We start from the raw sequence: 26,999 nt of genomic DNA on the forward strand, positions 1-26,999 counted from the left end.
CGCCCCGTTCCGGAGCCGCGCCATGAAACGATCAGCAGCCGAGATCATCCGCGAATACGGCCCCTTCCCCGGCGTCGACGGCGTTCACGGCGTCTCCTATGACGGCCGGCATGTCTGGTTCGCGACCGACGGCAGGCTGAACGCGCTCGATCCCGAGAGCGGAAAGACGGAACGCTCGCTCGATGTCGCCGCGGATGCCGGCACCGCCTTCGACGGCCAGAACCTGTTCCAGATCGCCGAGGACCGCATCCAGAAGATCGACCCGCAGACGGGCACGGTTCTGAATACGATCCCGGCACCGGGCAGCGGCAATTCCGGGCTGGCCTGGGCGGAGGGCACGCTCTGGGTCGGCCAGCATCGCGACCGCAAGATCCACCAGATCGACCCGGAAACCGGCGCCATCCTGCGCACCATCGAGTCGAACCGCTTCGTCACCGGCGTGACCTGGAGCCATGGCGAACTCTGGCACGGCACCTGGGAAAACGACGAGAGCGAGCTCCGGCGCGTCGATCCGCAAACCGGGGCGGTGCTGGAACGGCTCGACATGCCGGCCGGCACCGGCGTCTCGGGTCTCGAGGCCGATGGCGGCGACCGCTTCTACTGCGGCGGCGGCAAGATCGGCGTGCTCAGGGTCGTGCGGCGGCCTCGCTAAGACCGTCCGGCACTGCCGCAGAGCGGCCCGGCGGCGAGCGTGACCGCCCTCACTTCCCGGCCCCGCCGCTCGCGACCACAACGCTGCGCGCGCGGCGCGGCAGGTGGCCGTTCAGGACGGCGTAGGCGGCGAGGCCGATCAGCAGGCCCCAGAACGCGCCGCCGATGCCGAGCAACTGGATGTTGGCGGCCGAGGCCAGGAAGGTGATCAGCGCCGCTTCGCGGGAGGCCGGGTCGGCCAGCGCCGCCGCCAGGCTGCCGCCGATCGTGCCGAGCAAAGCAAGGCCGGCGAGCGTCGTGATGAAGGTCGCGGGGAATGCCATGAATACTGCCGCGAGCGTGACGCCGAACACCCCGACCAGCACGTAGAGGCAGCCGGCGGCGATGCCGGCGATCCAGCGCCTCGCGGGCTCCTCATGAGCCTCCTTGCCGGTGGCGATCGCCGCCGTGATCGCGGCGAGGTTGAAAGCGTGGGAGCCGAAGGGCGCCATCAGCAGCGAACCGAGGCCGGTCACGGTGACGATCGGATCGGCGCTGGTCTTGAAGCCATCGTTCCGCAGGACCAGCATCCCCGGCATATACTGGCCGGTCAGGGTGATCAGGAACAGCGGCAGCGCGACGCTGAGCAGCGCGTTCAGCGAGAACTCCGGCATGGTGAAGACCGGCGCCGCGAGCTGAAGCCGCAGGCCCGACAGGTCCACCCTGCCCTGCACCAGCAGGAAGGCGAGCCCGAGAACGAGGATGCCGACCACGGCATAGCGCGGCGACCATCTCTTCAGGGCGAGATAGGTGAGGATCAAGAGCCCGACCAGCAGCGGATCGACGCTTGCGCCGCCGAAGGCGCCGATACCGAATTGCAGCAGGATGCCGGCCAGCAGGCCGGACGCAATTCCGGGCGGGATCAGGCGGATGACCTTGTCGAACCAGCCCGACAGGCCGAGCGCGACGAAGGCTGCCGCGGAGATCATGTAGGCCCCCACCGCCTCGGCATAGGGCGTGGTCGCGAGCGCGGTGACGAGGAAGGCCGCCGCCGGCGTCGACCAGGCGGTGATGATCGGCTCGCGATAGCGCCAGCTCAGGACAAGGCCCGTCAGCCCGACGCCTATCGAGACCGACCAGACCCAGGAGGCAGTCAGCTCAGGGCTGAGGCCGGCGAGCTTGGCGGCCTGGAAGACCAGGATGAAGGTGCCGCCATAGTTGACGATCACCGAGATCAGCCCCGCGACGACGGGATGCGCGAGATCGTTGAGGCGGCTGGATGGCGCGAAACCGGACGGCATGGTCGTGACAGGTCTTCCGAGAGATGGGCGCAGTCGCTGCGGGGCGCGTTGACAACTAGCCGATCAATGGTCTGACAATCCCAGCCACTTTCCGGCAGAGATCCAGACCATTTGTTCAAGCATTCCCAACTGGAGACAGTGAAAGCCTGGCTGGCCCATCCCGCCCATGCCGCGCTCCCGCTGCATGCCAGAATCCAGCGCGCGATCCGCCAGCTCATCCTCGACGGCGCCCTCGGGCGCGGGAAGCCGCTGCCCGCCTCGCGCGCCCTCGCAAAATCGCTCGGCCTGTCGCGCGACACGATCGAGACCGCCTACGCACAGCTTCATGCCGAGGGCTTCATCGAGCGGCGCGTCGGCAGCGGCAGCTTCGTGGCTGAAGCGACGGAGCTGGCGTCCAGTCGTCGTCACGCCTCGCGCGACACGGCCTTCCGCAGCCAGGCACCAAACCTCAGCCGGCGCGGCGAGTCGATGTTCCGCAGCGGCGGCGTTCGCGAGCTCCTGTCGCCGCGGCCCTTCGCACCCGGGATACCGGAGACGCGCAGCTTTCCCCTCCGACTCTGGGAACGCCTGGAGCGGCAGGTGCTAAAGGAGGTCGGCACCGCGGCGTTGCTGCATGGCGACCCGCAGGGCGTCGAGCCGCTGCGGCGGGCGATAGCCGATTATGTGAACCTCGAGCGCGGGGCTCATGCCACGGCCGACCGGGTTCTGATCCTGACCAGCTCGCAGCAGGCGCTGGCACTGTGCGCGAGCGTGCTGCTCGATGCCGGCGAGCGCATCTTCATCGAGGACCCCGTCTATTACGGCGCGCGCAAGGCGTTCGATGCCGCCGGGCTGGAGTGCGTCCCGATCCAACTGGACCACCAAGGCCTGCTGGTCGAGCAGATCGTCTCAGAGCCGCGCCGGGCCAGGGCCGTGTTCCTCACGCCCTCGCACCAGTTTCCCACCGGCGCAACGCTGTCGCTCGACCGCCGCCTAGCGCTGATCGAATGGGCCGCCCGCCATCAGGCCTGGATCATCGAGGACGATTACGACAGCGAGTTCCACTATGCCGGCAAGCCGACGGCCTGCGTGCAGGGGCTCGATCCGCATGAGCGGACCATCTATATCGGCACCTTCACGAAATCGCTCTTTCCGGGCCTTCGGATCGGTTATGCCGTGCTGCCGCGCGAGCTGATCGAGCCGATGACGGTGGCGCGCACGCTGCTCGACGGACATTCGGCGCCGCTGGCGCAGATGACGCTCGCCCGTTTCATGGAAGGCGGGCATTTCGGCGCGCATGTCCGCGCCATGCGCGGCATCTACGCCGAGCGCCTTGGTCTGCTGGCCGGCCTCGTCGGCAAGCATCTGGATGGCATCGCCGAGGCGCAGGTGCCTGCCGGCGGGCTGCAGATGCCCTGCCTGCTGCATCCCGGCCTGTCCGAGCGCGCTGCCGTCGACGCAGCGCGACGCGCAGGGATCGCGCTGCTGGGACTGTCGTCGCTCCACGCGGCCGGCCACGGCCAGCCCGGCTTCCTGATGGGCTTTGCCGCCTATGCGCCGAACGAGATCGAGGCCGCAGTCAGCAAGCTCGCGACCGCGCTTCGGGAGGCAAAGTGCTGACACGCCGGGTAGCGGCGCGTCTCCGTTTCGGGCGCGTCGGCCCAAAAAAAGGGCGCCGACAACTTCGACGCCCCTCCGGAGATCTGTCGGCTCTACCGGGTCACTCCCACTCGATCGTGCCGGGCGGCTTGCTCGTCACGTCGTAGACCACCCGGTTGATGCCCTTGACCTCGTTGATGATGCGGGTCGCGGTGCGGCCGAGGAAGGCCATGTCGTAGGGGTAGAAATCCGCCGTCATGCCGTCGACCGAGGTGACGGCGCGTAGCGCGCAGACATGGTCGTAGGTGCGGTAGTCGCCCATCACGCCGACAGTGCGCACCGGCAGCAGCACGGCAAAAGCCTGCCAGATCACGTCGTAGAGCCCGGCCTTGCGGATCTCCTCGAGATAGATCGCATCGGCCTTGCGCAGGATGTCGAGCTTCTCCTTGGTGATCTCGCCCGGGCAGCGGATGGCGAGGCCAGGTCCCGGGAAGGGGTGGCGGCCGACGAAGGCCTCGGGCAGGCCAAGCTCGCGGCCGAGCACGCGGACCTCGTCCTTAAATAGCTCGCGCAGCGGCTCGACGAGCTTCATCTTCATCCGCTCGGGCAGGCCGCCGACATTGTGGTGGCTCTTGATCGTCACCGAAGGTCCGCCGGAGAACGAGACGCTCTCGATCACGTCTGGATAGAGCGTGCCCTGGGCGAGGAAGTCGGCGCCGCCGAGCTTGGCGGCCTCGGCGTCGAAGACGTCGATGAAGAGCCGGCCGATGGTCTTGCGCTTGGCCTCGGGATCGGAACCGCACTTGGCGAGTTCGGAGAGGAAAAGCTCTTCGGCTTCAACATGAACCAGCGGGATGTTGTAGTGGTCACGGAAGAGGCGAACGACCTCCTCGGCTTCGTTCATCCGCATCAGACCGTGATCGACGAAGACGCAGGTCAGCTGGTCGCCGATCGCCTCGTGGATCAGCACCGCGGCGACGGCCGAGTCGACACCGCCGGAGAGCCCGCAGATCACCCGGCCCTTGCCGACCTGATCACGGATCTTCTTCTGCATCTCGGCGCGATAGGCCGACATGCTCCAGTCGGGCTTGCAGCCGCAGATGTCGACGACGAAGTTGCGCAGCAGCTTCGCCCCGTCCGGGGTGTGCACGACCTCGGGGTGGAACATGGTCGAGTAGAAGCGGCGATCCTCGTCGCTCGCCACCGCATAGGGCGCGTTCTCGGAGGTGGCCTTCACGCTGAAGCCGGCCGGGAGCTGCGTGACCCGGTCGCCATGGCTCATCCAGACCGGATAGCGCCCGCCCTGCTCCCAGATGCCTGCGAACAGCGCCGAAGGCGTGACGATCTCGACATCGGCGCGGCCGAATTCGGCGGCGTGGCCGCCCTCGACCTTGCCGCCGAGCTGGTGGGCCATGGTCTGCTGGCCATAGCAGATGCCGAGGACCGGCAGGCCGGAGGAGAAGACCTCCTGCGGCGCGCGCGGCGAATTCGCGTCCGGCACCGAGGCGGGGCCACCGGAGAAGATCACGCCCTTCGGCTTCATCCGGGCGAAGGCCTCGGAAGCCGACTGGAACGGGGCGATCTCGCAATACACGCCGATCTCGCGCACGCGACGCGCGATCAGCTGCGTCACCTGACTGCCGAAGTCGATGATGAGGATGGAGTCGTGGACGGGGTTTTGGGGCTGGGCGCTCATCGCGCTCGGTTACGCCATCGCGGGCGAGCGCGCAACGGCCCAGCGAGCAGCTCAGCCCGGCGCCGCGAGGCAGCTCAGATAGAACCCGTCCGTCCCGGTCCGCGCCGGCGACAATTGCAGCCCGCTCTGCGTCGCGAAACGGGCGAGCAGGCCGTAATCGACCTCGCCAGCGCTTAGCAGGTCGCGCATCGGGACCAAGGCGAAGCCGGGATGGCGCTCCAGGAATGCCTCGACCGCCACATCGTTCTCCTCGGGCAGGACCGAGCAGGTGATGTAGGCGATCCGCCCGCCCGGCCTGACCAGACCGGCAGCGCGATCCAGCACCTCGGCCTGTTCCCTGATCCGCTCGGCGAGCGCGCCGGGGCGCACGCGCCATTTGGCATCGGGATTGCGCCGCCAGGTGCCGGAGCCCGTGCAAGGGGCGTCGACCAGCACGAGATCGGCGGTGCCGGCGAGATCGGAGAGCGCGTCATGGCCACGGCTGCGCGGCACGCGCACTTCGACATTGCTCGCGCCGGAGCGCGTCAGCCGGTCGTGGAGCGGCGAGAGCCGGCGACTGTCGAGATCGGTCGCGAAGATGCGGCCCTCATTGCCCATCAGGGCAGCGAGTGCCAGGGTCTTGCCGCCGGCGCCGGCACAGAGATCGATCACGGTGTCGCCGGGCTTCACACCGGCCAGTGCAGCAACGAGCTGCGAGCCCTCGTCCTGGATCTCGAACTCGCCGGCGAAAAAGGCGGGCTCGCTCTGAAGGGTCGGTCCACGCCCGTCGGGGCCGGGCTGGAAGCGCAGCGCATCCGGCGACCAGGCGCCCATTTCCGGCTGCAGATGCGACAGTGCCGCGCGCAGCGCGTCGCGCCCGGTCTTCAGGCGGTTGGTGCGGATGTCGACGGGTGCGCGCGCCGAAAGCCCCTCACCTTCTGCGACGGCATGTTCGGCGAAGGCCTCGACGAAGGAGGGCCAGAGCCATTCGGGAACGTCGGCCCGGACCCAGCCCGGCGCAGCCGAGAGATCGAAGGTGGCGAGCCCGGCGACCTCGAACTCGGTCAGGGGCGCGGGCGCATGGTTCTGGCCGTTGAACAGCGCGGCGATCTCGTCGGGCCGAAGTCCGCGCTGGCTGACCAGCATGCCGAGCACCAGCGCCCGCGGCGTCTCCTCGCCGAGCGCGTGGGCGGATGACGCCCGGCGCCGCAGCGCGTCGTAGACCAGCGAGGCGACGGCAGCGCGATCCTTCGAGCCGGCGAAGCGGCGGGCCAGGCCCCAATCCTTCAAGGCATCGGCGGCGGGCCGGCGGCGCTGGATCAGATCGGCCAGGACCTCGATGGCGGCGCTGATGCGGGCGGCGGGAGTCATGTCCGGCTTCCTGGGATTATGCCTGTCGGATCGTGCGCGATCTCGACCGATTCTGAACTGGGCTAGGGGCTCTTGACGCCGTCGTTCCACAAGCAGAAAGACGACACAATAGCTTACGCAACGCCAACCCAGCTTCGGGACGCCGTCAATGACCAAGCTTACCCGCCTTGCCCTCGCCGGCCTGTTCTGCCTTTCGCTCGCCGCCTGCGCCACCCAGCAGCAGGATCTGACCCCGCCGCCGGCCAAGCCGGTCGATGCCAAGACCAAGCTGGAAAGCGGCCGGCGCTGATATTCGACGGAATGGGCGCCGGACACCGGCGCCCCAATAACAAGAGCGCCGCCTTCAAAGCGCTGTCATATCGACCGACCACGCTTGCCGCCTGATTTTGCGACCAAGGATCGGATCGTCATGAAGCCTTTGCTGCATTCGGCCTCGCTGCTGGCCATATTCGCCCTCGCTTTGGGGGCGCCAGCCGCCCTCGCCCAGGCTCCGACGCTCGACGGCAAGCCGGCGCTGATCGTCGCCCATCGCGGCGCCAGCGGCACCCTGCCCGAGCACACGCTGGAAGCCTACAAGCTCGCGATCGAACAGGGCGCCGACTTCATCGAGCCGGACCTGGTCGCGACCAAGGACGGGGTGCTGGTGGCGCGACACGAGCCGATGCTGTCGGGCACCACCGACGTCTCGACCCGGCCGGAATTCGCCGCGCGCAAGACCGTAAGGAAGGTCGATGGCGTCGACACCAATGACTGGTTCGCCGGCGACTTCACCCTCGCCGAACTCAAGACCCTGCGCGCCAAGCAGGCCTTCGCCGATCGCGACCAGTCGCATAACGGCAAGTTCGAGATTCCGACCCTGCAGCAGGTGATCGACCTCGCCAAGGCCGAGAGCGCCCGGACCGGCCGCACCATCGGGATCTATCCGGAGACCAAGCACCCGATCTTCCATGCCGCGATCGGCTTGCCGCTCGAGGACCGCCTGCTCGACCAGCTCAAGGCCGCCGGCTGGACCGAGAAGAGCTCGCCGGCGATCATCCAGAGCTTCGAGACCGCCAATCTCAAATATCTGCGCGGCAAGACGCAATTGCGCCTCGTCCAGCTGGTCGATGCCGACGATGTCGACAAGGACGGCGGCATCGTGCTCGCCGCCCCCTTCGACAAGCCCTACGACTTCGTCGTCACCGGCGACAAGCGCACCTTCAAGGATCTCGTCACCGCCGAGGGTCTGAAGGAGATCAAGACCTATGCCGATGGTGTCGGCCCCTGGAAGCCCTATATTCTGGCGGGCAAGCAGGTGATCGGCGACGACGGCAAGCCGAAGGACCTGAATGGCGACGGCAAGATCGACGAACAGGACCGGGTGCTGATTGCGCCGACCAATGTCGTCAAGGACGCGCACGCCGCGGGCCTCTTCGTCCACACCTGGACCTTCCGCAGCGAACCCAAGCGCCTCGCCTCCGACTTCAAGGGCGATCCGGCGGCCGAGTACAAGGCGTTCCTTGCGCTCGGCATCGACGGGCTGTTCTCCGATTTTCCGGGCACGGCCGTGAAGGCGCGCGACGCGAAGTAACCCGCACCGCGCAGCAGACCTACAAGAGCGAGGCCCGCCCCGTTGCCACGGGACGGGCCTTTCGATTCCTGCTGTGGAATTTCGCGTGGTCAGTCGCAGACGCGTGTCGTGCGCCTGACCTCGCCGCGCGGGGTCTCGCGGGTCTCGGTCACAGTCCGGCAATCGCGTCCGCGCTCGGCTCGCCAGTCGCGGCGGCGCTCATAACGATCGCGCTCGCGCCAGCGCTCCTCGCGGCGAATATCCCGGTCGATCGCGCGCTCACGCGGGCTGCGGGGATCGACGGTGACGCCGCCGGGACCGATGTTGACGGACTGGGCGCTCGCGCTCGCAGTGCCGAGCATCAGACCGACGGCGAGCGTACTGAGAAGAAGTTTCATGACGTTTTCCTCCGCTTTCGGGGCAAACAACGGGAAAATCGCCAAAAAGTTCCGCGTAGGCCTTGAACGGGCCCGGAACGAAAAAGGCCGGCGCGATTAGCGCCGGCCCGATGCCGTCCGGAAAACCCGCTCAATCACAGATGCGGGTTGTGCGGCGCACCGCGCCGCGGCGGGTCTCCTCGGTGGTGGTGATGGTCCGGCAGCGCTCGCCCCGGCGGCCGTCGCGCCAGTCGCGACGACGCTCCCAATCGCGCCGGCGCTCATAGGCTTCGCGCTCGCGGGCGCGCTCTTCGCGACGGATTTCGCGCGCCCTCTCCTCGCGCCGAATCTCGCGATCCATCGCGCGCTCATGCGGGGTGCGCGGGTCGACCGTGATGCCGCCCGGCCCGATGTTCAGGCTCTGGGCATAGGCGCCGCCGCCGGCCAGCAGAACCGCGACGAGGGCGGGGATGATGCGCTTCATGGTCTTTCTCCAAACACGGCGGCAGCCGATAACGCTGCCGCGGACTTGGTGCGACCATGGGCAAGAATTTTTGAACCGATCGTGAACGCAGATCCAAGCGGCGCGCCCGACCGCCGCCATGACTAAAAACGGCGCCCGCTTGTGCGGACGCCGCTCTCGAAAGCCGAGCTGAAGTCGGAAATGGACGACCTCAGTGCAGGATCTGGCTGAGGAAGAGCTTGGTGCGCTCGTGCTGCGGGTTCTTGAAGAACTCGTTCGGCTCGTTCATCTCGACGATCTGGCCGGCGTCCATGAAGATCACCCGGTCGGCGACCTGGCGGGCGAAGCCCATTTCGTGGGTGACGCAGAGCATGGTCATGCCCTCGTCGGCGAGCGAGACCATGGTGTCGAGCACCTCCTTGACCATTTCCGGGTCGAGCGCCGAGGTCGGCTCGTCGAACAGCATGATCTTCGGGCTCATGCAGAGCGAGCGGGCGATCGCGACGCGCTGCTGCTGGCCGCCCGAGAGCTGGCCCGGGTACTTGGCCGCCTGCTCCGGGATCTTGACCCGGCGCAGATAGTGCATCGCGATCTCCTCGGCATCCTTCTTCGGCATCTTGCGCACCCAGATCGGCGCCAGCGTCAGGTTCTCGAGGATCGTCAGATGCGGGAACAGGTTGAAGTGCTGGAAGACCATGCCGACGTCGCGGCGGATCTCGTCGATCTTCTTGAGATCGTTGGTCAGCTCGGTGCCGTCGACGATGATCTGGCCCTTCTGGTGCTCCTCCAGCCGATTGATGCAGCGGATCATCGTCGACTTGCCCGAGCCGGACGGGCCGCAGATCACCAGCTTCTCGCCGCGACCGACCTTGAGGTTGATGTCGCGCAGCACGTGGAACTCGCCATACCACTTGTTGACGCCGATCATCTCGACCGCCGTCGCCGTGTTCAGCGAGGTTTGCTTCAGGGCGGCGGGGCGCGCGGCGCTGGTCTTGGTCTCTGCCATGGCCATGTTTCTGGTCCTCCTCAACGCTTCTGGCCGGCGGCAAGCCGCTTCTCGACCGAGATCGAATAGCGAGACATGCCCCAACAGCACAGGAAATAAAAGATCGCAGCGAAGGCATAGCCGGTCGCGCGGGTGGTCGGTGTCGCCCAGGTCGGGTCGACCAGGGTCGCCTCGATGGTGCGCAGGAAGTCGAAGATGCCGACGATGGTGACCAGCGTCGTATCCTTGAACAGCCCGATGAAGGTGTTGACGATGCCCGGGATCACGATCCGCAGTGCCTGCGGCAGGATGATCAGCCGCATCATGCTCCAATAGCCGAGTCCGAGCGACATCGCGCCCTCGTACTGGCCCTTGGGCATCGCCTGCAGGCCGCCGCGGATCACCTCCGCCATGTAGGCGGCGGCGAACATGGCGACGCCGACCAGCGGCCGCAGCAGCCGGTCCGGCGACCATTCCTGCGGCACGAACAGCGGCAGCATGGTGTTGGCCATGAACAGCACGGTGATCAGCGGCACGCCGCGCACGAACTCGATGAAGATCACCGAGAGCAGCTGGATGATCGGCAGCTTCGAGCGCCGGCCCAAAGCGAGCAGGATGCCGAAGGGCAGCGAGAAGACGATGCCCACCGCCGCGATCAGGAAGGTGACCGTCATGCCGCCCCAGAGGCCGGTATCGACGCGCGGCAGGCCGATCGAGCTCGCCAGCAGGCCGAGCAGCACGAAAACGACCAGCGCGAACAGCACCAGCTGCTTGGGGCCGGAGAAGCGCTTCAGCGGCGAAGCCTCCCGGACCACGGCGAGGTTGGCCGCTCCGAGATAGGAGCCGACCAGCTGCGGGACGAAGGAGAGCACGACATAGATCGCCGCGAGCACCAGCGACACGATCAGGCCGTTGCGCAGCAGGCGCTCGGCGCCAGCCCCGCCGAGGAGCAGCACATAGGCGGCGATCGGCATCAGCACGAAGAAGTAGAACAGGCCGAGCTTCTTCTTCGGAGCCTGGTTCCAGAGCATCCAGACCACGCCTATCGCGAACAGGGCGAAGACGATGTTGACCCGCCAACGCTCGCTGATCGGATAGGAGCCGTAGATGAAGTACTGCAGGCGGTCGCCGACATAGGCCCAGCAGGCCCCGACCGGCCGGCCGACCTTTTCGGCGAGGCAGGCATCGCGATTGGCACCGGTCCAGACCGCGTCGATGAAGTAGAAGCGGACGAGCTCCGGCACCGAGACCACGACGATGTAGACGCAGAGCAGCGTCAGCAGCGTGTTCACCGGTCCGGAGAACAGGTTGTTGCGAACCCAGGCCAGTGGCCCGGCGACGGAAAGCGGCGCCGCCTGCTGTTCGAGGGTTTCCTTGCGGACGAAGGCGTAGGGCGCCAGTTCGGTGGTTGCATCGGTCATCGGGGCGCCCTCACCGTTCGACCAGCGCCATGCGCCGGTTGTAGATATTCATGAACAGCGACGTCACCAGCGAGATCGTGAGGTACACCGCCATGGTGATGGCGACGACCTCGACCGCCTGGCCGGTCTGGTTCAGCACCGTCCCGGTGAAGACCTGGACGAGATCGGGATAGCCGATCGCGACCGCGAGCGAGGAGTTCTTGGTCAGGTTGAGGTAGTTCGAGGTCAGCGGCGGGATGATCACGCGCATCGCTTGCGGGATCACCACGAGCTTGAGCGTCGGCCCGGCCCTGAGGCCGAGCGCATTGGCCGCTTCGGTCTGGCCCTTGGAGACAGCGAGGATGCCGGCGCGCACGACCTCGGCGATGAAGCCGGCCGTATAGGTGGTCAGGCCGAGCAGCAGCGCCACGAACTCGGGGAAGATCTGGATGCCGCCGCGCAGGTTGAAGCCGGCGAGCTCCGGATAGACGAAGGAGACCGGGCGCCCGGTGACGAAATAGACCGCCAGCGGCAGGAGCACGATCAGGCCGAGCGCAACCAGCCCGATCGGATACTGCTTGCCGGTCGCCGCCTGCTGCTTGTGGGCCCAATGACGGAAGACCAGCGTTGCGACGATACCGAGCAGGAAGGCCCAGACGATCAGGCTGCCGCCGGGGCCGAGATGCGGATCGGGAATGTAGAGGCCGCGATTGTTGAGCAGTGCCCCCGCCGGCAGCTGGATCGACTGGCGCGGATTGGGCAGCGGTTTCAGCACCGCATTGTACCAGAAGAACAATTGCAGCAGCAGCGGCAGATTGCGGATGACCTCGACATAGACCATCGCGATCTTCGCCACGACCCAGTTGGTCGAGAGCCGAGCGACGCCGACGAAGAAGCCGAGGAAGGTCGAGAGCACGATGCCGATCGCGGCGACGAGCAGCGTGTTGAGCAAGCCGACATAGAAGGCCCGGCCATAGGTGCCGGTCGAGGCATCATAGGGGATCAGCTTCTGGTTGACGTCGAAGCCCGAGGCGTTGTGCCAGAAGCCGAAGCCCGAGGCGATCTTCTGCGCCCGCAGGTTCTCGATGGCGTTGGACGCGGCGGAGTAGATCAGAAAGCCGACGACGGCGAGCAAGGCCAGCTGATAGACATACCCCCTGATCTTGGGGTCGTAGAGAAGCGATGCTCTGCCCGGTCGGACCGGCTCCGTGGAAATCGTGGACACGTCTGACGCCCTTTTCAAATCTGGCGGCCGAGGTCCGGAATCGATCCTTCGAAAGACCGATCGCGGCCATTTTTGTGCGGCTCACCCATGCGGAGACAAGGTGGACGGCGCGCGGCCCGAAAGCCGCACGCCGCTAAAGTTCAGCGAATAGGCGGCGCGTATTGCAGGCCGCCCTTGGTCCAGAGCGCATTCTGGCCGCGCGCGATCTTCAGCAGCGAGCCCATGCCGACATTGCGCTCGAAGCTCTCGCCGTAATTGCCGATATGCTTGACGATCCGGTAGGCCCAGTCATTGGTCAGGCCGATGGCCTCGCCGAACTTGCCTTCGGTGCCGACCAGGCGCTTGATCTCGGGGTTTTCCGATTTCAGCATGTCGTCGACATTGGCCTTGGTGATGCCGAGCTCCTCGGCATTCAGCATGGCATTATACGTCCATTTGACGACATCGAGCCAGAGATCGTCGCCATGGCGGACGACCGGCCCGAGCGGCTCCTTCGAAATGATCTCGGGCAGCACGATGTGATCGGCGGGAACGCTGAGCTTCAGGCGCTCGGCATAGAGCCCCGACGCGTCCGTGGTGAAGGCGTCGCAGCGTCCGGATTCATAGGCCTTGACCGTCTCGTCATTGGTGGCGAAGGCGACGACCTCGTACTTCATCTTGTTGGTGCGGAAGAAGTCGGCAAGGTTCAGCTCGGTCGTGGTGCCCTGCTGCGTGCACACGGACGCGCCTTCGAGCTTCATCGCCGAGTCGACGCCGAGCTTCTTGCGGACCATGAAGCCCTGGCCGTCATAATAGTTGACGCCCGCGAAGTTGAGGCCGAGCGAGGTGTCGCGCGACATCGTCCAGGTCGTGTTGCGCGAGAGCAGGTCCACCTCGCCCGATTGCAGCGCCGTGAAGCGGTCCTTCGACGAGAGCGGAATGAACTTGACCTTGGAAGGGTCGTTGAAGATCGCCGCGGCGATGGCACGGCAGAGGTCGACGTCGAGCCCGTTCCAGTTGCCTTGCGCGTCGGGCATTCCGAAACCGGCGAGACCGGGGCCGACGCCACAGGTAAGCGTTCCCTTGCTCTTCACCTGGGCCAGAACACCGCCGCCCTGCGCCTGTGCTGCAGAGACTCCCATCACGCCGGCGGCGGCGATGAGCGCCGCGCCCATGAGCTTCTTCATCTTGCTGTCCCCTGTTTTCGGAACGGGTTCCTGCCCGTTCTCGGTTAGCTAGCAAGTCCCGGACCAGCCCCCGGTCCGCCCGGTCTCCTTTCCTGGCAGCAACGAGAAAGGCGTGTGGAGCGTACGAATCTGGCGTGTCCGCTCCCGTCTCAGCTCACCGGATCGGCGGCGCGTACTGCAGGCCACCACTTGTCCAAAGCGCGTTCTGGCCGCGCATCATCTTCAATACCGAGCGATTGCCGACGGTGCGCTCGAAGCTCTCGCCGTAATTGCCGACATGCTTGATGATCCGGTAGGCCCAGTCCTTGGTCAAGCCGAGGCCCTCGCCGAACGCGCCGTCGGTGCCGAGCAGGCGCTTGATCTCGGGATTCTCCGACTTCAGCATTTGGTCGACATTCGCCTTGGTGACACCGAGTTCTTCGCCGTTCAGCATGGCGAAGTGAACCCATCTCACCAGCTTGAACCATTGCGAGTCGTTGTCGCGCGTCAGCGGGCCGAGCGGCTCCTTCGAGATGATTTCCAGCAGCACCATGTGGTCATCCGGCGCCGTCAGCTTGAGCCGCTCGGCGTAGAGCGATGAGGCATCCGTGGTGAAGGCGTCGCAACGGCCGGCGTCATAGGCCTTGATCGTCTCGGCGCCGGTATCGAAGGAGACGACCTTGTACTTCAGCTTGTTGACGCGGAAGAAGTCGGCGAGGTTGAGCTCGGTCGTGGTGCCGCGCTGCGCGCAGATCGAGGCGCCGGAGAGCTGCATCACCGAGGTGACGCCGAGCTTACGGCGGACCATGATCCCCTGGCCGTCGAAATAGTTCACGCCGACGAAGAGCAGTCCGGGCGGGGTGTCGTTCGAGATCGTCCAGGTCGAATTGCGGATCAGTACGTCGACCTCGCCGGCCAGCAGCGCCTTGAAGCGGTCATTGGCCGAGAGCGGGATGAACTTGACCTTGGAGGCGTCGCCGAAGATCGCGGCGGCGATGGCGCGGCAATATTCGACGTCGAGCCCGCTCCAGTTGCCCTGCGCGTCGGGAGCGCCGAAGCCGATCAGGCCCGGATTGGCACCGCAGTTCAGGGCGCCGCGGCTCTTGACCTGATCGAGAGTCCGGGGCGCCTGCGCATGCGCAGTGCCGAATACGCTGGCGACGACGAGTAGCGCCGCGCCGATGATTCTGATCATGCCTTTCCCCTGTCTCGTGGAACGGGTTCGGCCCGTTCTCTGTCGACTGGCAAAAACCGGCCCACCCGGCCCGCGCAAACCAGCTTTTCCAGCGCTTCTGGAGGTAAGAAAGGGGCGACCGCCGAAGCGGCCGCCCCGATCAAATCAACGCACCGGCGGGGCGTATTGCAGGCCGCCCTTGGTCCAGAGCGCGTTCTGGCCGCGCGCGATCTTCAGCAGCGAGCCCTGGCCGACATTCTTCTCGAAGCTCTCGCCGTAATTGCCGACGTGCTTGATGATCCGGTAGGCCCAGTCGGGCGTCAGGCCGATGGCCTCGCCGAACTTGCCCTCGGTGCCGAGCAGGCGCTTGATCTCCGGATTCGGCGACTTCAGCATCTCGTCGACATTGGCCTTGGTCACGCCGAGCTCCTCGGCATTCACCATGGCGAAGTGCACCCACTTCACCAGGTTGAACCACTGCGCGTCGTTATTGCGCGTCGCCGGTCCGAGGGGCTCCTTCGAGATGATCTCCGGCAGGACCATGTGGTCGTCCGGCGCGGTCAGCTTCAGGCGCTCGGCATAGAGGCCGGAGGCGTCGGTGGTGAAGGCGTCGCAGCGCCCGGAGTCGTAGGCCTTGACCGTCTCGTCCGAGGTGGCGAAGGCGACGACCTCGTACTTCAGGTTGTTGGCGCGGAAGAAGTCGGCGAGGTTGAGCTCGGTCGTGGTGCCCTGCTGGGTGCAGACCGAGGCGCCGGAGAGCTGCAGCGCCGAGGTGACGCCGAGCTTCTTGCGGACCATGAAGCCCTGGCCGTCATAGTAGTTCACGCCGGTGAAGAGCAGGCCGAGGGCGGTGTCGCGCGACATCGTCCAGGTCGAATTGCGGACGAGCACGTCGACTTCGCCGGACTGCAGCGCGGTGAAGCGGTCCTTGGCGGAAAGCGGGATGAACTTGATCTTGGTCGGATCGTTGAAGATCGTCGCCGAGATCGCCCGGCAGAGGTCTACGTCGAGGCCGACCCAATTGCCCTGGGCATCCGGCAGACCGAAGCCGGCAAGGCCCGTATTGGAGCCGCAGTTCAAGGTATTGCGGCTCTTCACCTGGGCCAGGGTCTGCGGCGCCTGCGCCTGCGCCGTCGTCGCGGCGAACGCCAGGCCCAGCCCGGCGACCGCGGCTGCCATGATCTTTTTCATAGTACTCTCTCCCATTGGTTTCCCCACCGGCAACTGCCGACGGGAATGTGCCGGTAACCTGGCATCGTCGCGACTTGGTTGTCCCGTTTGATGCACAACTCCTGAGTGGTGTCCGGCGTCGGTCGATTGCCAGAGCGACCCATGAGCGTCAAGCAACGGCTCCCCTGCGCGCCTGCCTCTTTTCACCTCAAACATCACATGCGAGTTTCAGGGGGTGGTCAAGTGTGGCCGCCTCCGATTCCTGCCCCGTTCCTGCCCCGCGGCCCGGCCGAGATCCCATGAAAAAGCTGTCTTCGCCCGAATTCTCGCGCCTGCGCGAGAAGACCCGCCTTGTCCTTGCCGGCCGCGATCCGGCCGATTCCTATGGCTTCGTCAATCCGCCTATCGTCCGGGGGTCGACCGTCGTCTATCCGAACATGGAAGACTTCATGGTCCGCAAGGCGCGCTACACCTATGGCACGCAGGGCAACCCGACGATCGACGCGCTGCTGGCGGCGCTGAACACGATGGAGGGCGGCGCCGGCACCGTAGTCTGCCCCTCCGGGCTGCTCGCCTGCACCTTGCCGATGCTGGCCGTGCTCTCCTCCGGCGATCACCTTCTGGTGACGGACAGCGTCTATCGGCCGACCAGGATCTTCTGCGACAAGATGCTGAAGCGCATGGGCGTCGAGGTCACCTATTACGACCCCGCCATCGGCGCCGGCATCGCCGGGCTGTTCAAGCCCAACACCAAGGCGGTCTGGACCGAGGCGCCGGGCTCGCAGACCTTCGAGATGCAGGACATCCCGGCCATCGTCGAGGCGGCCCATGCCCGCGACGTGCTGGTCCTGATGGATAATACCTGGGCGACGCCGCTCTTCTTCGATTCCCACAAGTTCGGCGTCGACCTCTCGGTCCAGGCCGGGACGAAGTACTATGCCGGCCATTCCGACGTGCTGATCGGCACGGTCTCGGCGCGGACGCCGGAGCTCTATAAGCGCCTGCGCGAGGCCTGGGAGACGCTCGGCGTGATCATCGCGCCGGAGGATGCCTTCCTGACCCTGCGCGGCATCCGCACCATGCACATTCGCCTGAAGGAGCAGATGCCGGCCGGCATCGAGATGGCGAACTGGCTCGCGGCGCGTCCGGAAGTGGCGCGTGTGCTGCACCCTGCCCTGCCGAGCGATCCCGGCCACGCGATCTGGAAGCGCGACTTCACCGGCGCCTCCTCGCTGTTCGCGATCGAACTCAAGCCGGTCCCGACCAAGGCGGTCGGCGCGATGCTGGACGGGCTCTCCCTGTTCGGCATGGGCGCGTCCTGGGGCGGCTATGAAAGCCTCGTCCTGCCCTTCGACTGCACGGCCTACCGCACGGCCACCAAGCCTGGCTTCGCCGGGCCGACGATCCGGCTGCATATCGGGCTGGAAGACCTCGAGGACCTCAAGGAGGACCTCGACGCCGGCTTCGCACGGCTGCGAGCGGCCGCCTGAGGCCCGATACGCCGATGCCGCCCGGCCCGGTGGTCTTCGCCTATCTCGACGAGCCGCCTTTCTGCTACCCCGGCCAGGGCGGCGGAGCCGCGGGCAGCGACGTCGAGCTCGTGGCCGCGACGCTCAGCGCGCTCGGCGTCACCAGCTTCGAGGCACGGCTCACCACCTTCGCCGAGCTGCTGCCGGGCCTCACCTCCGGCCGCTGGACGCTCACGACGACGCTCTTCATCACCCCGGAGCGGCAGGCGATCGTCGATTTCAGCCGGCCGGTCTGGTCGCTCGCTGACGGACTGCTGGTGCGCTCGGGCGACCAAGGGCGATTGAAGAGCTATCGGGCGGTGGCGAGCGCCAATGCCCGGCTGGTGGTCGTCGGCGGGCAGGTGCAGGAGCAGGCTGGCCTGCGCGCCGGCATCGCGCCGGAGAAAATTCTGCGGGTGGCGACACAGGAGGAAGCCGTGCAGGCGGTCAGCGATGGCCGGGCCGACGCCTATGCCAGCGTCGCCATGGCGCATCGCGGCCATCTCGCCCGCCGGCCGGATCCGTCGCTTGCAGTCGTCACCGCCAGCGACGGAGCGCCCGCCAGTGGCGCCTTCGCCTTCGGCAGGTCAAGCGCGGCACTGCGCCAGCGCTTCGACGATGCGCTCGTCAGACTTCTGGGCAGCGAGTGGCAACGCGCCATGATGGCGCGCCACGGCTTCGGCGCGGATGAGTACTGAGCGCGCCGCTCAGCCCGGTCCGGAGTTGGTATCCTCGCCGCGCGCCTTGGCCCGCAGGATGAACTGCAGATTGCGCAGGTAGACGAAGACGCCGAATCCCTGCCCGAGGATGAAGACGGGGTCGCGCCGGTAGAGCGCGTAGACGAGCAGCAGCGTGCCGCCGCCGATCGAGAACCACCAGAAGGTCATCGGCACGACAGAGCGCTGCGCCTTCTCGCTGGCGATCCACTGCACCACGAAGCGCATGGTGAAGAGGCCCTGCGCGACGACGCCGAGCAGCACCCACCAGTCGACATTGTTGACGAAGACGTCGTGGAAATAGTCCCCGATCATGTTCTGCAGGTCGACGAGCATCAGCGCGCCTCCGCTACGATCTGCGGCACCCGCTTCCGGCGCCTGATCAGCCACCATACGCCCATCAGGTCTAGCATGCCGACCCAGAGCCGGTCGAAGAAGCCGTAATTCGAGACGCCGGTCAGGCGCTGGCGGTCACGCACGTCATGATGGGCGACAGCATAGCCCTCACGCACGACCAGCGCCGGCATGAAGCGATGCAGCGCATCGAAATAGGGCAAAGCGAGATAGGCTTCGCGGCGGAAGCATTTCAGCCCGCAGCCGGTGTCGCGGGTCGCATCCTTCAGCACGGCGCCGCGGACCTTGTTGGCGATGCGCGACTGGAAGCGCTTGAAACCGGTGTCCTTGCGGCCGACGCGCTGCCCCTGGATCAGGCCGACGCCGGGCCCGGCCGCTTCGAGCTGTGCCAGCATCGCCGGCAGGAAGGACGGGTCGTTCTGGCCGTCCCCGTCGAGCGTCGCGACGATCTGCGCCGTTGCCACCCGGACCCCGCTGCGAACGGCGGCCGACTGACCGCAGGACTGAGCATGGCGGACGATGCGCAGCCAGGGCCTGCTCCCAGCGAGTTCGGCGAGCGCCGCGGCCGTGCCGTCGCTCGAGCCGTCATCGACATAGATCACCTCGAACGGCGCGATCGCGCTGCAGGCGTCCTCGATGTCGCCGACCAGCGGCGCGATATTGCCCGCCTCGTTGCGCACGGGAACGACGATGCTGAGGCGCGGCGGGCCGGCGGAAGGCACGGATTCGGTCACGGAAACGGGTCTTTCTGCAGTTACGGGCGCAAACTGCGTCAAGCGACGCCACGGGGCAAGCGCCGATCAGTCGCGGACATAGACGCTGATCGAGAGGCGCTTGCCGCCATTGAGGTTGAAGCCCTGGATCGTGGTGGCGAGGCGCGGCGCCGGCGAAATTCCGGCGATGCCTTCGGCGAAGCCCTGGGAGACGCGCTGCTCGACCAGCGCGACACGGCAGCCGGGCTCGCGCAGGAAGGCGGCGGCAGCAGCGCCGTCATAGCCCATCGCGAGATCGGTGCCGACGAGGAAGACGAGGCTGGGCTCGCGATAGCCGACGGTCATGACCTTGGGCGCGGCGCAGCCGACCGAGCGCACCGCCTCCGCCAGCCGCGGCGACAATTGCAGCGAGCGCAGGCTCGGCGCGGCGAGGCCGAAGACACCGGCGCTGAGCAGCAGGCTCGCGATCACGCCACGCCAGAGCGCGCCCTCGGTTTCGCCGCGCTGGAAGGCAAGGAAGCCGAGGAAAGCGAAGAACAGCGCCAGCGCCAGGACCGGCAAGGCGAGCCAGGGCAGCGTGCGGTCGAGCGTCCAGTTGCCGTAGAGGATGACGCCGACCAGCGCCGCCGGCACCAGCACGACGAGCGCGGCCGTGAGGCTCGCGCCGCGCCGGAAACGGTCGATGCCGCCATTGATCATCGCGAGCAGCAACAGCGCCGTGATCGCCGGGTAAAGCGGCAGGACGTAATGCGGCAGCTTGGTCGGCACCGCCTCGAAGACCAGCCAGGACGGCACGATCCAGGCGATCAGGAAGAGGATCTGCGGCTCGCGGCGCCGGACCCAGGCGAACGGCACGGCCATGGCGGCGATCGCGGCCGACGGCCAATAGGTTCCGAAGAACAGCAGGAGGTAGAGACCCGGCGGCCCCCAATGCTTCTCCTGCCCCTCGCCGACCTTGCCGAGCATGTCCTTGCCAACGCTCTCGGCGAAGAACTCGCCGCCGCTCTTCAGCGCGATGGCGATGAACCAGGGCAGCACGACGATAAGGCAGAGCAGCAGGCCGGCCTTGGGCCGCAGCGGCGCGAACCAGCGCAGGGAGCGCTCCCTGATGCTCAGCACCAGCGCCGCTAGCCCCCAGACCATTGGCACTATTGGCCCCTTGATCAGCAAGGCGAGCGCCGTCGCCCCCCAGAACACCAGCCAGTTATGGCGGCTCGGCACGAAGGCAAGCGAGCGCGTCCAGTCGAGCCAGGTCCGGGCAAGCGCACCCATTGTCGCGACGGCGCAGGCGGCCAAAACCGCATCGGTCTTGGCGATCCGGGCCTCGACGCCGAGCAGCACGGCGGCGGCCATCAGCGCGCCGCCGAGCAGCGCGAGGCGCGCACCGACGAAGGCGAGCAGCGCCCAGTAGGTCAGCAGCACGGTCGCGACCGCGCCGATCAGCGATGGCAGGCGATAGAGCCAGATCGTGGTGCGTGCCGCCGGCACGCCCAGCGCCTCGCCGGCGCTGACAGTGGCCGATTGCAGCCAGTAGATACCGACCGGCTTCTTGTGGCGGGCTTCATCCTGAAAGCGGATATCGACGAAGTCGCGGGTCTCCAGCATCTGCTTGCTGGCCTGGGCGAAGCGCGGCTCGTCGCGGTCGAATGGCTGCAAGCTGGAAAAACCCGGCAGGAAGGCGCCGAGCGAAAGCAGGACCAGAAGCAGGCAGGCTCGCCAATGGCTGGCCGAGGCGAAGCCAACGAGCCGATCGAGCCCAGAGCCGAACGAGGACATCGACACTCCTTGCCGCCGCGATCTGCGGAGCTACAGAACCAGACCGCCCGAACGCCGCAGGGAGGTCGCGGGCAGATCCCGCAATCGGGCGCAGCGCATGGCCCCGCTTTCGGGCGTGATCATGGCGGCGCGGCTCCGGCGCGTTTACGGCCTCGCGCCGCCAGCGGCAAGATGGCGGCTGGGTCACCGCGCGCGCATGTGCGGCCGCGACGCTGCGTAATCCCTGCGCTATCGTGAGCGCGCGCCGGCCGGGCGCTGGTCCTGGGAGGATCGCGGGAATGCTGTGGCGCGCCTTCAAGAGCGGCCTTCTCGGCCTCGTCGTCGGCCCGGTGCTGGCGGTTCTGATCATGATCGCGGCGATGATCTTCGATCCGAAATGCGGCGCGGGCGATTCAGGCGGCTGTGCGATGGGCCTGGCGACCGTGCCCGTGGCGACAGCCCTGCCGAGCTTCGCCCTGTTCTTCGGTCTGCGACTCGCGGCTGATCTCTGGCGGGCGAGACCGTCGATCAGGCAATTGCGCAATTGGGGACGGGGGGAGTAGCGCCCTACTGCCTTCGCGGTACGGCGGAATCCCGCGGCGGCGCGCCCATCCGGGACGAACCATCAGCCTCCTTATCCGTTGAAGCCGCATGGTTGCACGCGCAAGCTCACCTTCGCGGCAGCAGCGAGAGGGCTTGACCATGAAGACGCCGATCGCCGTTCACACGGACGAAGACTACGAGCAGGCGCAGCGGCGCGTGGCCGAGTTGAGCATTACGCCCGACAGTCCCGAGAAGGCGCGCGAACTGGAGGCACTGGCCGAGGCCATGCTCGCCTTCGAACTGCGCCGCGACGAATCCATCCACTGATCGCCGCGAGACCGGCGCCAAGGCTACATCGGATCAGGGTTCCGGCGCCTTCGAGGGCGCGCCCTCGCGATCCTGCGTGGCGCCCGAAGCCTCGGCCTCCAAGTCCCGATCGCCGCCGGCCCAGCGCTCGATGGAATGGTCGACCGCGAGCAGCAGAAGAGCGACGAACACCGCCGTCACGACGATCGGCCAGTCGCCGAGGCCGGCGGCGCAGCCGAGCGCGGCCGTAACCCAGATCGCGGCCGCGGTCGTCAGGCCGCGCGGGTGCAGCTCGCGATCGCGCAGCACGATGGTGCCGGCACCAAGGAAACCGATCCCGGTCACGATACCCTGCACGACGCGGCTCGCCGCATCGGTCTGGCTGGGATCGCTGAAGATCGAGGCCGCCGCCGCAGTCCCGAGCCCGACCAGACCGAAGGTCCGAATCCCCGCGCTCTTCTGCTTGCGCGTCCGCTCGAAGCCGACGGCGACGCCGGCAGCGGTGCCGATGAGCAATCTGCCGATCAACTCCATCTCACCGATCATGATCATGATGCCCCCCGCGCTTCTTCCGGCTGGCCTCCAAGCTGGAAGGCGCGCCCTTCAAGGCACTCCAACCAAGCACGGCCTACCGTGTTCCGCTCGCGCAGGAACGGCGGTTCGGCGGACAAGCGGCCCGTTCGAGCAACCGAAGGTCCGGCGGAGGCAGCCGGCTCCGGGTCGGCCCCGCGCTCCGGTCAGCGCGCCAACGTATTCTTGAAGATCCGGCCATCCTTCATGATCACCACGAAACTCCTGTGGGGATCGGCGACGAGGTTGATGTTTTCGAGCGGATTGCCGTCGACCAGCAAGAGGTCCGCCAGGGCGTTGGCTGCGACCACGCCGAGCTTGCCCGGATAGGGATTGCGCAGGCCGGACAGCTCGAGAAGGCGGGCATTCGTGCCGGTCGCCATGGCGAGTGTCTCGGCAGGCGTGAACCACCGAGCGAACTTGGCGAGCAATTCGCCATGCCGGGTCGCGAGCTGCGCCGAGAACAGGATGTCGGTGCCGAAGGCGATCTTGAGCTTGTACTTTTTCGCCAGCTCGAATGTCTTCTCCGTTCCGGCGAACACCGAATAGGCCTTGGCGCGCTCGCCGGAGCCCGGCGGAAACGCCTCGGCCATCTCATCGGGAAAAGCCTGCGTGCTGAGCCAGATATCGTTGTCGGCGATCAGCTTGGCCGATGCCTCGTCCATCAGATGGCCATGCTCGATGCATTTCACGCCTGCCGCAATCGCACGCTTGATAGCAGCGGGCGTATAGGCATGAACTGTGACGTAGGTGCCCCAGTTCTCGGCGGCCTCGACGGCAGCGCGCAGCTCCTCGGCCGTGAAGGTCGAGACGTCGAGCGGGCTGAACGGCGACGCGACGCCGCCGCCGGCGGTCAACTTGATCTGCGAGGCGCCCTGCATCAATTGCTCGCGGACCCGCAGGCGCACCTCGTCCGGGCTGTCGGCTAGCATGCTGCCGCCGATCTGCTCCATCCGCGACAATGTCCCAGGCGATCGTGGCAGCTCGGTCTGCTGCCGGAAGTCGCCATGGCCGCTCGTCACCGTGATGACCGCGCCGGACGGGTAGATGCGGGGTCCGGGAAGGACCCCGGCATCGATCGCCTGCTTGAGACCGAAGGACGGCCCGCCCATGTCGCGAATGGTGGTGAAACCGCGCATCAGCGTGGCGGTAGCCTCGGCGCCGGCCGACAAATAGTTGAAGCCGAGATTGCCGAAGATCGCCTGCGACGGCGTCGAGCGCACCATCATCGCATGCCAGTGCATGTCGGTCAGGCCCGGCATCAAGGTCCGCCCGCCGCCTGCGATCACAATGGTTCCGGCTTCAGCCGGAATGGGGGTCGTCGAGATGCGCTCGATCAGGTTGCCGCGGACGAGGACATGGGATGGCGCCGAGAGTGCAGCGCCCGTGCCGTCGAAGATGCGGACGTCCTGGAATAGCGTGGTCGCGGCCCCGGCAGGCGCCGCCGGCTGCGCCCGCAGCGGGCTCGCGAGGCCCGAAGCCAGCACGGGAAGAGTCGCGAGGAGCCGCCGCCGGGTCAGCATTCTCATCTCACGGCCTCCCGAAGCAGAATGACGAAGCGCCGAGCCTCTCCGTAAAACGGGACTCACGCAGCGGCCGGCTCGCCGGCAGCATCCCCGCTTCAGGCGTTCGGCACAAGGCGCGGTGATACAGCGGGCCGCCTCAGCGCGGGCAACCGCTCCAAAAGGACTTCACGAAATCCGCATAACCGCCGGAAGTATCTACAGCTTCCAGCGGATAGTCGCCCACCAAGAGACGCCCGCCACCGAGAGCATTCCACCTCCCACCAGAACCGCATCCATCACTTCGATCTCGTCCTCACCAGAAAGTGGACCATCTCCACTTCGGCAAGTGGCAGCCATTCCCTGCTACAGAGCTCCGGCACGCGCGTGCTTAATCCAGATCAAACACGAAGCCGGCCGCGCCGGCGGCTCGATGGCGTCGACTGGCAGTTTCAGTCATTCTGGGCGCCAGGCTCGTCCGGAGACGGTCATGATTGAAGCGATCATCCGCCTCGTGCTCGGCAACCTGACGCCGTTGCTGTTCGTCTTGGCCTTTGTGATGGCCTGCTGCCTCAAGGCTCCGCCTTCCCATGGCATGCGGCTCTTTAACTGGCTGCTGTTGTTACCCGTCGGCCTCGGCGGCGTCTGGTCGGGCGGCTTCCATGTCTTCTTTCCGGAGATCGCGTCGCGATCGATCGGATGGCAACCGAGCCCGTTCGAGTACGAGATCGGCGTGGCCGACATCGCGATGGGGATCACTGCGATCGTCTCGTTCTGGCGGCCTCTCGCCTTCAAGGCTGCGGTGATCCTCTGCGTCGTGCTCTTCTATTTCGGCGTCGCGGCGAATCACGTCCATGACGCATTCGCCGGCGGCAATTTCGCACCCAACAATTTCGGGGCACTGCTGGCAGTCACGATCGCGCAGATCATCCTGCTGCCGCTGCTCTACCTGCGGGCGAAGCGTGAAACAGGGGGTGAATGATGCCCGAGATCGAAACCAGGCCGGTGACCGCGGAAGCCTTTCCCGCGCACCCCGAGGAAATGCGAGCGGAGTTCGACCTGCGCGTGGGCAGGCACGTCACCCTGCAGGGCCGCGCCCGGATAACGCCGGCCGGTGTCATCTGCACCGGCATCTCGCTTGCGCTGGTCGGCTTCGCGCTCGGCTACCTCGCCCGATCCATGCCGCGCCGGCGCCAGTGAGCGAGCGCCGGAAGATCGACAGGACAACACCTCCCACGAAGCAGGCCTCTCCGCCGCTCTGGCATGCCGGTTGCTAGCTCGCCGGCAGATCCGCGCGAACCAACGCCGGGCTGCACAGGGGAGCATGATCATGTCGTCGAAGACGTTTACGCGCGCCGGACTGCTGGCGCTGGGGGTTTCCACCGCACTCGGCACGGCGGCGTTCGCACAGGAAAAGGTCCTGCGCATCGGCATGACCGCAGCCGATATCCCACGCACCCATGGCCAGCCGGACCAGGGTTTCGAGGGCAATCGCTTCACCGGCATCCCGATGTATGACGGGTTGACCAACTGGGACCTGTCCTCGGCCGAAAAGGCGAGCATCGTCATTCCCGGCCTCGCCACCGAATGGGCCGTCGACGCCAGCGACAAGACCAAATGGGTGTTCAAGCTGCGCCCCGGCGTGAAATTCCAGGATGGCTCGGCCTTCGATGCCGCAGCGGTAGTCTGGAACGTCGAAAAGGTGCTCAACAAAGAGGCAGCGCATTTTGCTGCCGATCAGGTGGGCGTTACGGTGTCGCGTATGCCGACGCTGAAGTCGGCGAAGGTCGTCGACCCATTGACCGTCGAGCTCACCACCTCCGAGCCCGACGCCTTCCTGCCGATCAACTTGACCAATCTTTACATGGCCTCGCCCGCGCATTGGGCCGCCAAGCTCGCGGCGGTTCCGGCCTCGGTCACCGATGCCGGCGAGCGCGCCAAGCAGGCCTGGGCCGCCTTCTCGGCCGATCCTTCGGGCACGGGGCCGTTCAAGGGCGTCCGGCTCGTGCCGCGCGAACGCTTCGAGATGGTCGCCAACAAGGAGTACTGGGACAAGGCGCGGGTGCCGAAGGTCGACCGGGTCGTCCTGCTGCCGCTGCCGGAGGCCAATGCCCGCACCGCGGCGCTGCTCGCCGGCCAGGTCGATTGGATCGAGGCGCCGGCGCCCGATGCGGTTCCGCAGATCAAGCAGCGCGGCTTCTCCGTCTACACCAACGCCCAGCCGCATGTCTGGCCCTGGCAACTCTCCTTCGCCGAAGGCTCGGTCTGGCTCGACAAGAAGGTCCGCCACGCGGCCAATCTCTGCGTCAACCGGACCGAGCTCAAGGAACTGCTCGGCGGGCTGATGGAAATCCCGAAGGGGACCGTGCCACCCGGCCATCCCTGGTGGGGCAATCCGAAGTTCGAGATCAAGTACGACCTCGAAGCCGCCAAGAAGCTGATGACGGAAGCCGGCTTCTCCGCCGCCAAGCCGGCCAAGGTGAAGGTGCTGACCTCGGCTTCCGGCTCCGGCCAGATGCAGCCGCTGCCGATGAACGAGTTCATGCAGCAAGCGCTGAAGGACTGCTATTTCGACGTCGCGCTTGAGGTCGGCGAGTGGAACGCCGTCTTCACCAACTGGCGCGAGGGCGCCAAGCACGCCAACGCCCGCGGCGCCAACGCCACCAACGTCACCTATGCGGCGATGGACCCGTTCTTCGCCATGGTCCGCTTCGTCTCGACCAAGACCTTCCCGCCGGTCTCCAACAACTGGGGCTATTTCGGCAATGACGAGTTCGACAAGCTGATCGCCGACGCGCGCACCTCCTTCGACGGCACCGCGCGCGATGCGGCGCTGGCGAAGCTCCATGCCCGCATCGTCGAGGAAGCCCCATTCGTCTGGGTGGCGCACGATGTCGGCCCGCGCGCGATGAGCGCCAAGGTCAAGGGCGTGGTCCAGCCCAAGAGCTGGTTCATCGACCTCGCGCCGATGTCGATGGAGTGACGGGGC

27 protein-coding genes are annotated in these 26,999 nt (G+C 66.8%); 11 read left to right on the forward strand and 16 right to left on the reverse strand.

What is annotated here, in order from left to right:
• Nucleotides 1-22 precede the first annotated feature (22 nt).
• Entirely contained in the window at nt 23-652 is a 630-nt protein-coding gene (locus RKE40_RS05590; RefSeq protein WP_316017249.1) for a Vgb family protein, read from the forward strand.
• A 49-nt stretch (nt 653-701) separates the two neighbouring features.
• Here RKE40_RS05590 and RKE40_RS05595 read toward each other — a convergent pair whose 3' ends face one another.
• Nucleotides 702-1,931, reverse strand: a complete 1,230-nt coding sequence (locus RKE40_RS05595; protein WP_316017250.1) for a benzoate/H(+) symporter BenE family transporter — start codon at nt 1,929-1,931, stop codon at nt 702-704.
• A 111-nt stretch (nt 1,932-2,042) separates the two neighbouring features.
• On the opposite strand from RKE40_RS05595, the gene pdxR reads away from it, so the two are divergent.
• Complete coding sequence (gene pdxR, locus RKE40_RS05600; RefSeq protein ID WP_316017251.1) at nt 2,043-3,530, forward strand: MocR-like pyridoxine biosynthesis transcription factor PdxR; 1,488 nt, start codon at nt 2,043-2,045, stop codon at nt 3,528-3,530.
• Nucleotides 3,531-3,630: 100 nt separating this feature from the next.
• Here the strand turns inward: pdxR and guaA are convergent, their stop codons facing one another.
• Nucleotides 3,631-5,205, reverse strand: coding sequence for a glutamine-hydrolyzing GMP synthase (gene guaA, locus RKE40_RS05605; protein WP_316017252.1), 1,575 nt, complete (start codon nt 5,203-5,205; stop codon nt 3,631-3,633).
• A 51-nt stretch (nt 5,206-5,256) separates the two neighbouring features.
• The gene (locus RKE40_RS05610) at nt 5,257-6,555 is read right to left on the reverse strand and encodes an RsmB/NOP family class I SAM-dependent RNA methyltransferase (protein WP_316017253.1); all 1,299 of its coding nucleotides are present in this window, start codon (nt 6,553-6,555) and stop codon (nt 5,257-5,259) included.
• 148 nt (nt 6,556-6,703) lie between these two features.
• Between RKE40_RS05610 and RKE40_RS05615 the strand changes: the two genes are divergently transcribed.
• Together RKE40_RS05615 and RKE40_RS05620 are read left to right on the forward strand one after the other, a co-directional pair.
• On the forward strand, nt 6,704-6,844 hold the full coding sequence (locus tag RKE40_RS05615) for a hypothetical protein (protein WP_316017254.1): 141 nt from the start codon (nt 6,704-6,706) through the stop codon (nt 6,842-6,844).
• A 120-nt stretch (nt 6,845-6,964) separates the two neighbouring features.
• Nucleotides 6,965-8,125, forward strand: coding sequence for a glycerophosphodiester phosphodiesterase (locus RKE40_RS05620; RefSeq protein ID WP_316017255.1), 1,161 nt, complete (start codon nt 6,965-6,967; stop codon nt 8,123-8,125).
• An 89-nt stretch (nt 8,126-8,214) separates the two neighbouring features.
• On the opposite strand, the gene RKE40_RS05625 is transcribed toward RKE40_RS05620, so the two are convergent.
• The 8 genes from RKE40_RS05625 to RKE40_RS05660 form a co-directional block, all read right to left on the reverse strand.
• Entirely contained in the window at nt 8,215-8,502 is a 288-nt protein-coding gene (locus RKE40_RS05625) for a hypothetical protein (RefSeq protein ID WP_316017256.1), read from the reverse strand.
• 130 nt (nt 8,503-8,632) lie between these two features.
• Nucleotides 8,633-8,965: a hypothetical protein gene (locus RKE40_RS05630; protein WP_316017257.1), complete on the reverse strand. Its 333-nt coding sequence runs from the start codon at nt 8,963-8,965 to the stop codon at nt 8,633-8,635.
• A gap of 190 nt (nt 8,966-9,155) precedes the next feature.
• A complete protein-coding gene (locus RKE40_RS05635; protein ID WP_390893257.1) occupies nt 9,156-9,950 on the reverse strand; it encodes an amino acid ABC transporter ATP-binding protein in 795 nt (264 codons plus the stop codon).
• A 20-nt stretch (nt 9,951-9,970) separates the two neighbouring features.
• Nucleotides 9,971-11,350, reverse strand: a complete 1,380-nt coding sequence (locus tag RKE40_RS05640) for an amino acid ABC transporter permease (protein ID WP_316017258.1) — start codon at nt 11,348-11,350, stop codon at nt 9,971-9,973.
• Between the two features lie 10 nt (nt 11,351-11,360).
• Nucleotides 11,361-12,554 (reverse strand): amino acid ABC transporter permease, encoded by a 1,194-nt coding sequence (locus RKE40_RS05645; protein ID WP_390893249.1) that lies wholly within the window; start codon nt 12,552-12,554, stop codon nt 11,361-11,363.
• Between the two features lie 140 nt (nt 12,555-12,694).
• Entirely contained in the window at nt 12,695-13,720 is a 1,026-nt protein-coding gene (locus RKE40_RS05650; protein ID WP_316017259.1) for an amino acid ABC transporter substrate-binding protein, read from the reverse strand.
• A 154-nt stretch (nt 13,721-13,874) separates the two neighbouring features.
• Complete coding sequence (locus RKE40_RS05655; RefSeq protein ID WP_316017260.1) at nt 13,875-14,894, reverse strand: amino acid ABC transporter substrate-binding protein; 1,020 nt, start codon at nt 14,892-14,894, stop codon at nt 13,875-13,877.
• Between the two features lie 144 nt (nt 14,895-15,038).
• The gene (locus tag RKE40_RS05660) at nt 15,039-16,064 is read right to left on the reverse strand and encodes an amino acid ABC transporter substrate-binding protein (RefSeq protein ID WP_316017261.1); all 1,026 of its coding nucleotides are present in this window, start codon (nt 16,062-16,064) and stop codon (nt 15,039-15,041) included.
• A 278-nt stretch (nt 16,065-16,342) separates the two neighbouring features.
• Here RKE40_RS05660 and metC point away from each other — a divergent pair, with 278 nt between their 5' ends.
• A complete protein-coding gene (metC, locus tag RKE40_RS05665; RefSeq protein WP_316017262.1) occupies nt 16,343-17,533 on the forward strand; it encodes a cystathionine beta-lyase in 1,191 nt (396 codons plus the stop codon).
• 14 nt (nt 17,534-17,547) lie between these two features.
• On the forward strand, nt 17,548-18,249 hold the full coding sequence (locus RKE40_RS05670; RefSeq protein ID WP_316017263.1) for a transporter substrate-binding domain-containing protein: 702 nt from the start codon (nt 17,548-17,550) through the stop codon (nt 18,247-18,249).
• A gap of 9 nt (nt 18,250-18,258) precedes the next feature.
• On the opposite strand, the gene RKE40_RS05675 is transcribed toward RKE40_RS05670, so the two are convergent.
• The 3 genes from RKE40_RS05675 to RKE40_RS05685 form a co-directional block, all read right to left on the reverse strand.
• A complete protein-coding gene (locus RKE40_RS05675) occupies nt 18,259-18,603 on the reverse strand; it encodes a lipid-A-disaccharide synthase N-terminal domain-containing protein (protein WP_316017264.1) in 345 nt (114 codons plus the stop codon).
• The gene (locus RKE40_RS05680; protein ID WP_316017265.1) at nt 18,603-19,355 is read right to left on the reverse strand and encodes a glycosyltransferase family 2 protein; all 753 of its coding nucleotides are present in this window, start codon (nt 19,353-19,355) and stop codon (nt 18,603-18,605) included. Before RKE40_RS05680 ends, RKE40_RS05675 begins: the two co-directional genes overlap by 1 nt.
• Before the next feature lie 66 nt (nt 19,356-19,421).
• Nucleotides 19,422-21,110 carry an ArnT family glycosyltransferase gene (locus tag RKE40_RS05685; RefSeq protein WP_316017266.1) on the reverse strand — a complete coding sequence of 563 codons (1,689 nt, stop codon included), beginning with the start codon at nt 21,108-21,110 and terminating at the stop codon, nt 19,422-19,424.
• A 278-nt stretch (nt 21,111-21,388) separates the two neighbouring features.
• Here RKE40_RS05685 and RKE40_RS05690 point away from each other — a divergent pair, with 278 nt between their 5' ends.
• Together RKE40_RS05690 and RKE40_RS05695 are read left to right on the forward strand one after the other, a co-directional pair.
• Nucleotides 21,389-21,652 (forward strand): hypothetical protein, encoded by a 264-nt coding sequence (locus RKE40_RS05690; RefSeq protein WP_316017267.1) that lies wholly within the window; start codon nt 21,389-21,391, stop codon nt 21,650-21,652.
• Between the two features lie 139 nt (nt 21,653-21,791).
• The gene (locus tag RKE40_RS05695; RefSeq protein WP_316017268.1) at nt 21,792-21,959 is read left to right on the forward strand and encodes a hypothetical protein; all 168 of its coding nucleotides are present in this window, start codon (nt 21,792-21,794) and stop codon (nt 21,957-21,959) included.
• Between the two features lie 33 nt (nt 21,960-21,992).
• On the opposite strand, the gene RKE40_RS05700 is transcribed toward RKE40_RS05695, so the two are convergent.
• Nucleotides 21,993-22,490 carry an MgtC/SapB family protein gene (locus RKE40_RS05700; protein ID WP_316017269.1) on the reverse strand — a complete coding sequence of 166 codons (498 nt, stop codon included), beginning with the start codon at nt 22,488-22,490 and terminating at the stop codon, nt 21,993-21,995.
• Nucleotides 22,491-22,675: 185 nt separating this feature from the next.
• On the reverse strand, nt 22,676-24,037 hold the full coding sequence (locus RKE40_RS05705) for a metal-dependent hydrolase family protein (RefSeq protein ID WP_316017270.1): 1,362 nt from the start codon (nt 24,035-24,037) through the stop codon (nt 22,676-22,678).
• A 406-nt stretch (nt 24,038-24,443) separates the two neighbouring features.
• Here RKE40_RS05705 and RKE40_RS05710 point away from each other — a divergent pair, with 406 nt between their 5' ends.
• The 3 genes from RKE40_RS05710 to RKE40_RS05720 all read left to right on the forward strand — a co-directional run bounded on the left by RKE40_RS05710 (nt 24,444) and on the right by RKE40_RS05720 (nt 26,993).
• Nucleotides 24,444-24,992 (forward strand): DUF6790 family protein, encoded by a 549-nt coding sequence (locus tag RKE40_RS05710; RefSeq protein WP_316017271.1) that lies wholly within the window; start codon nt 24,444-24,446, stop codon nt 24,990-24,992.
• Nucleotides 24,992-25,210, forward strand: a complete 219-nt coding sequence (locus tag RKE40_RS05715; protein ID WP_316017272.1) for a hypothetical protein — start codon at nt 24,992-24,994, stop codon at nt 25,208-25,210. The genes RKE40_RS05710 and RKE40_RS05715 overlap by 1 nt, the downstream gene beginning before the upstream one ends.
• A gap of 130 nt (nt 25,211-25,340) precedes the next feature.
• Nucleotides 25,341-26,993 (forward strand): ABC transporter substrate-binding protein, encoded by a 1,653-nt coding sequence (locus RKE40_RS05720; protein WP_316017273.1) that lies wholly within the window; start codon nt 25,341-25,343, stop codon nt 26,991-26,993.
• The last annotated feature ends 6 nt before the right edge of the window (nt 26,994-26,999 follow it).

It is taken from the genome of Allobosea rubneri, assembly GCF_032464875.1.
Classification (GTDB): Bacteria; Pseudomonadota; Alphaproteobacteria; order Rhizobiales; family Beijerinckiaceae; genus Allobosea; species Allobosea rubneri.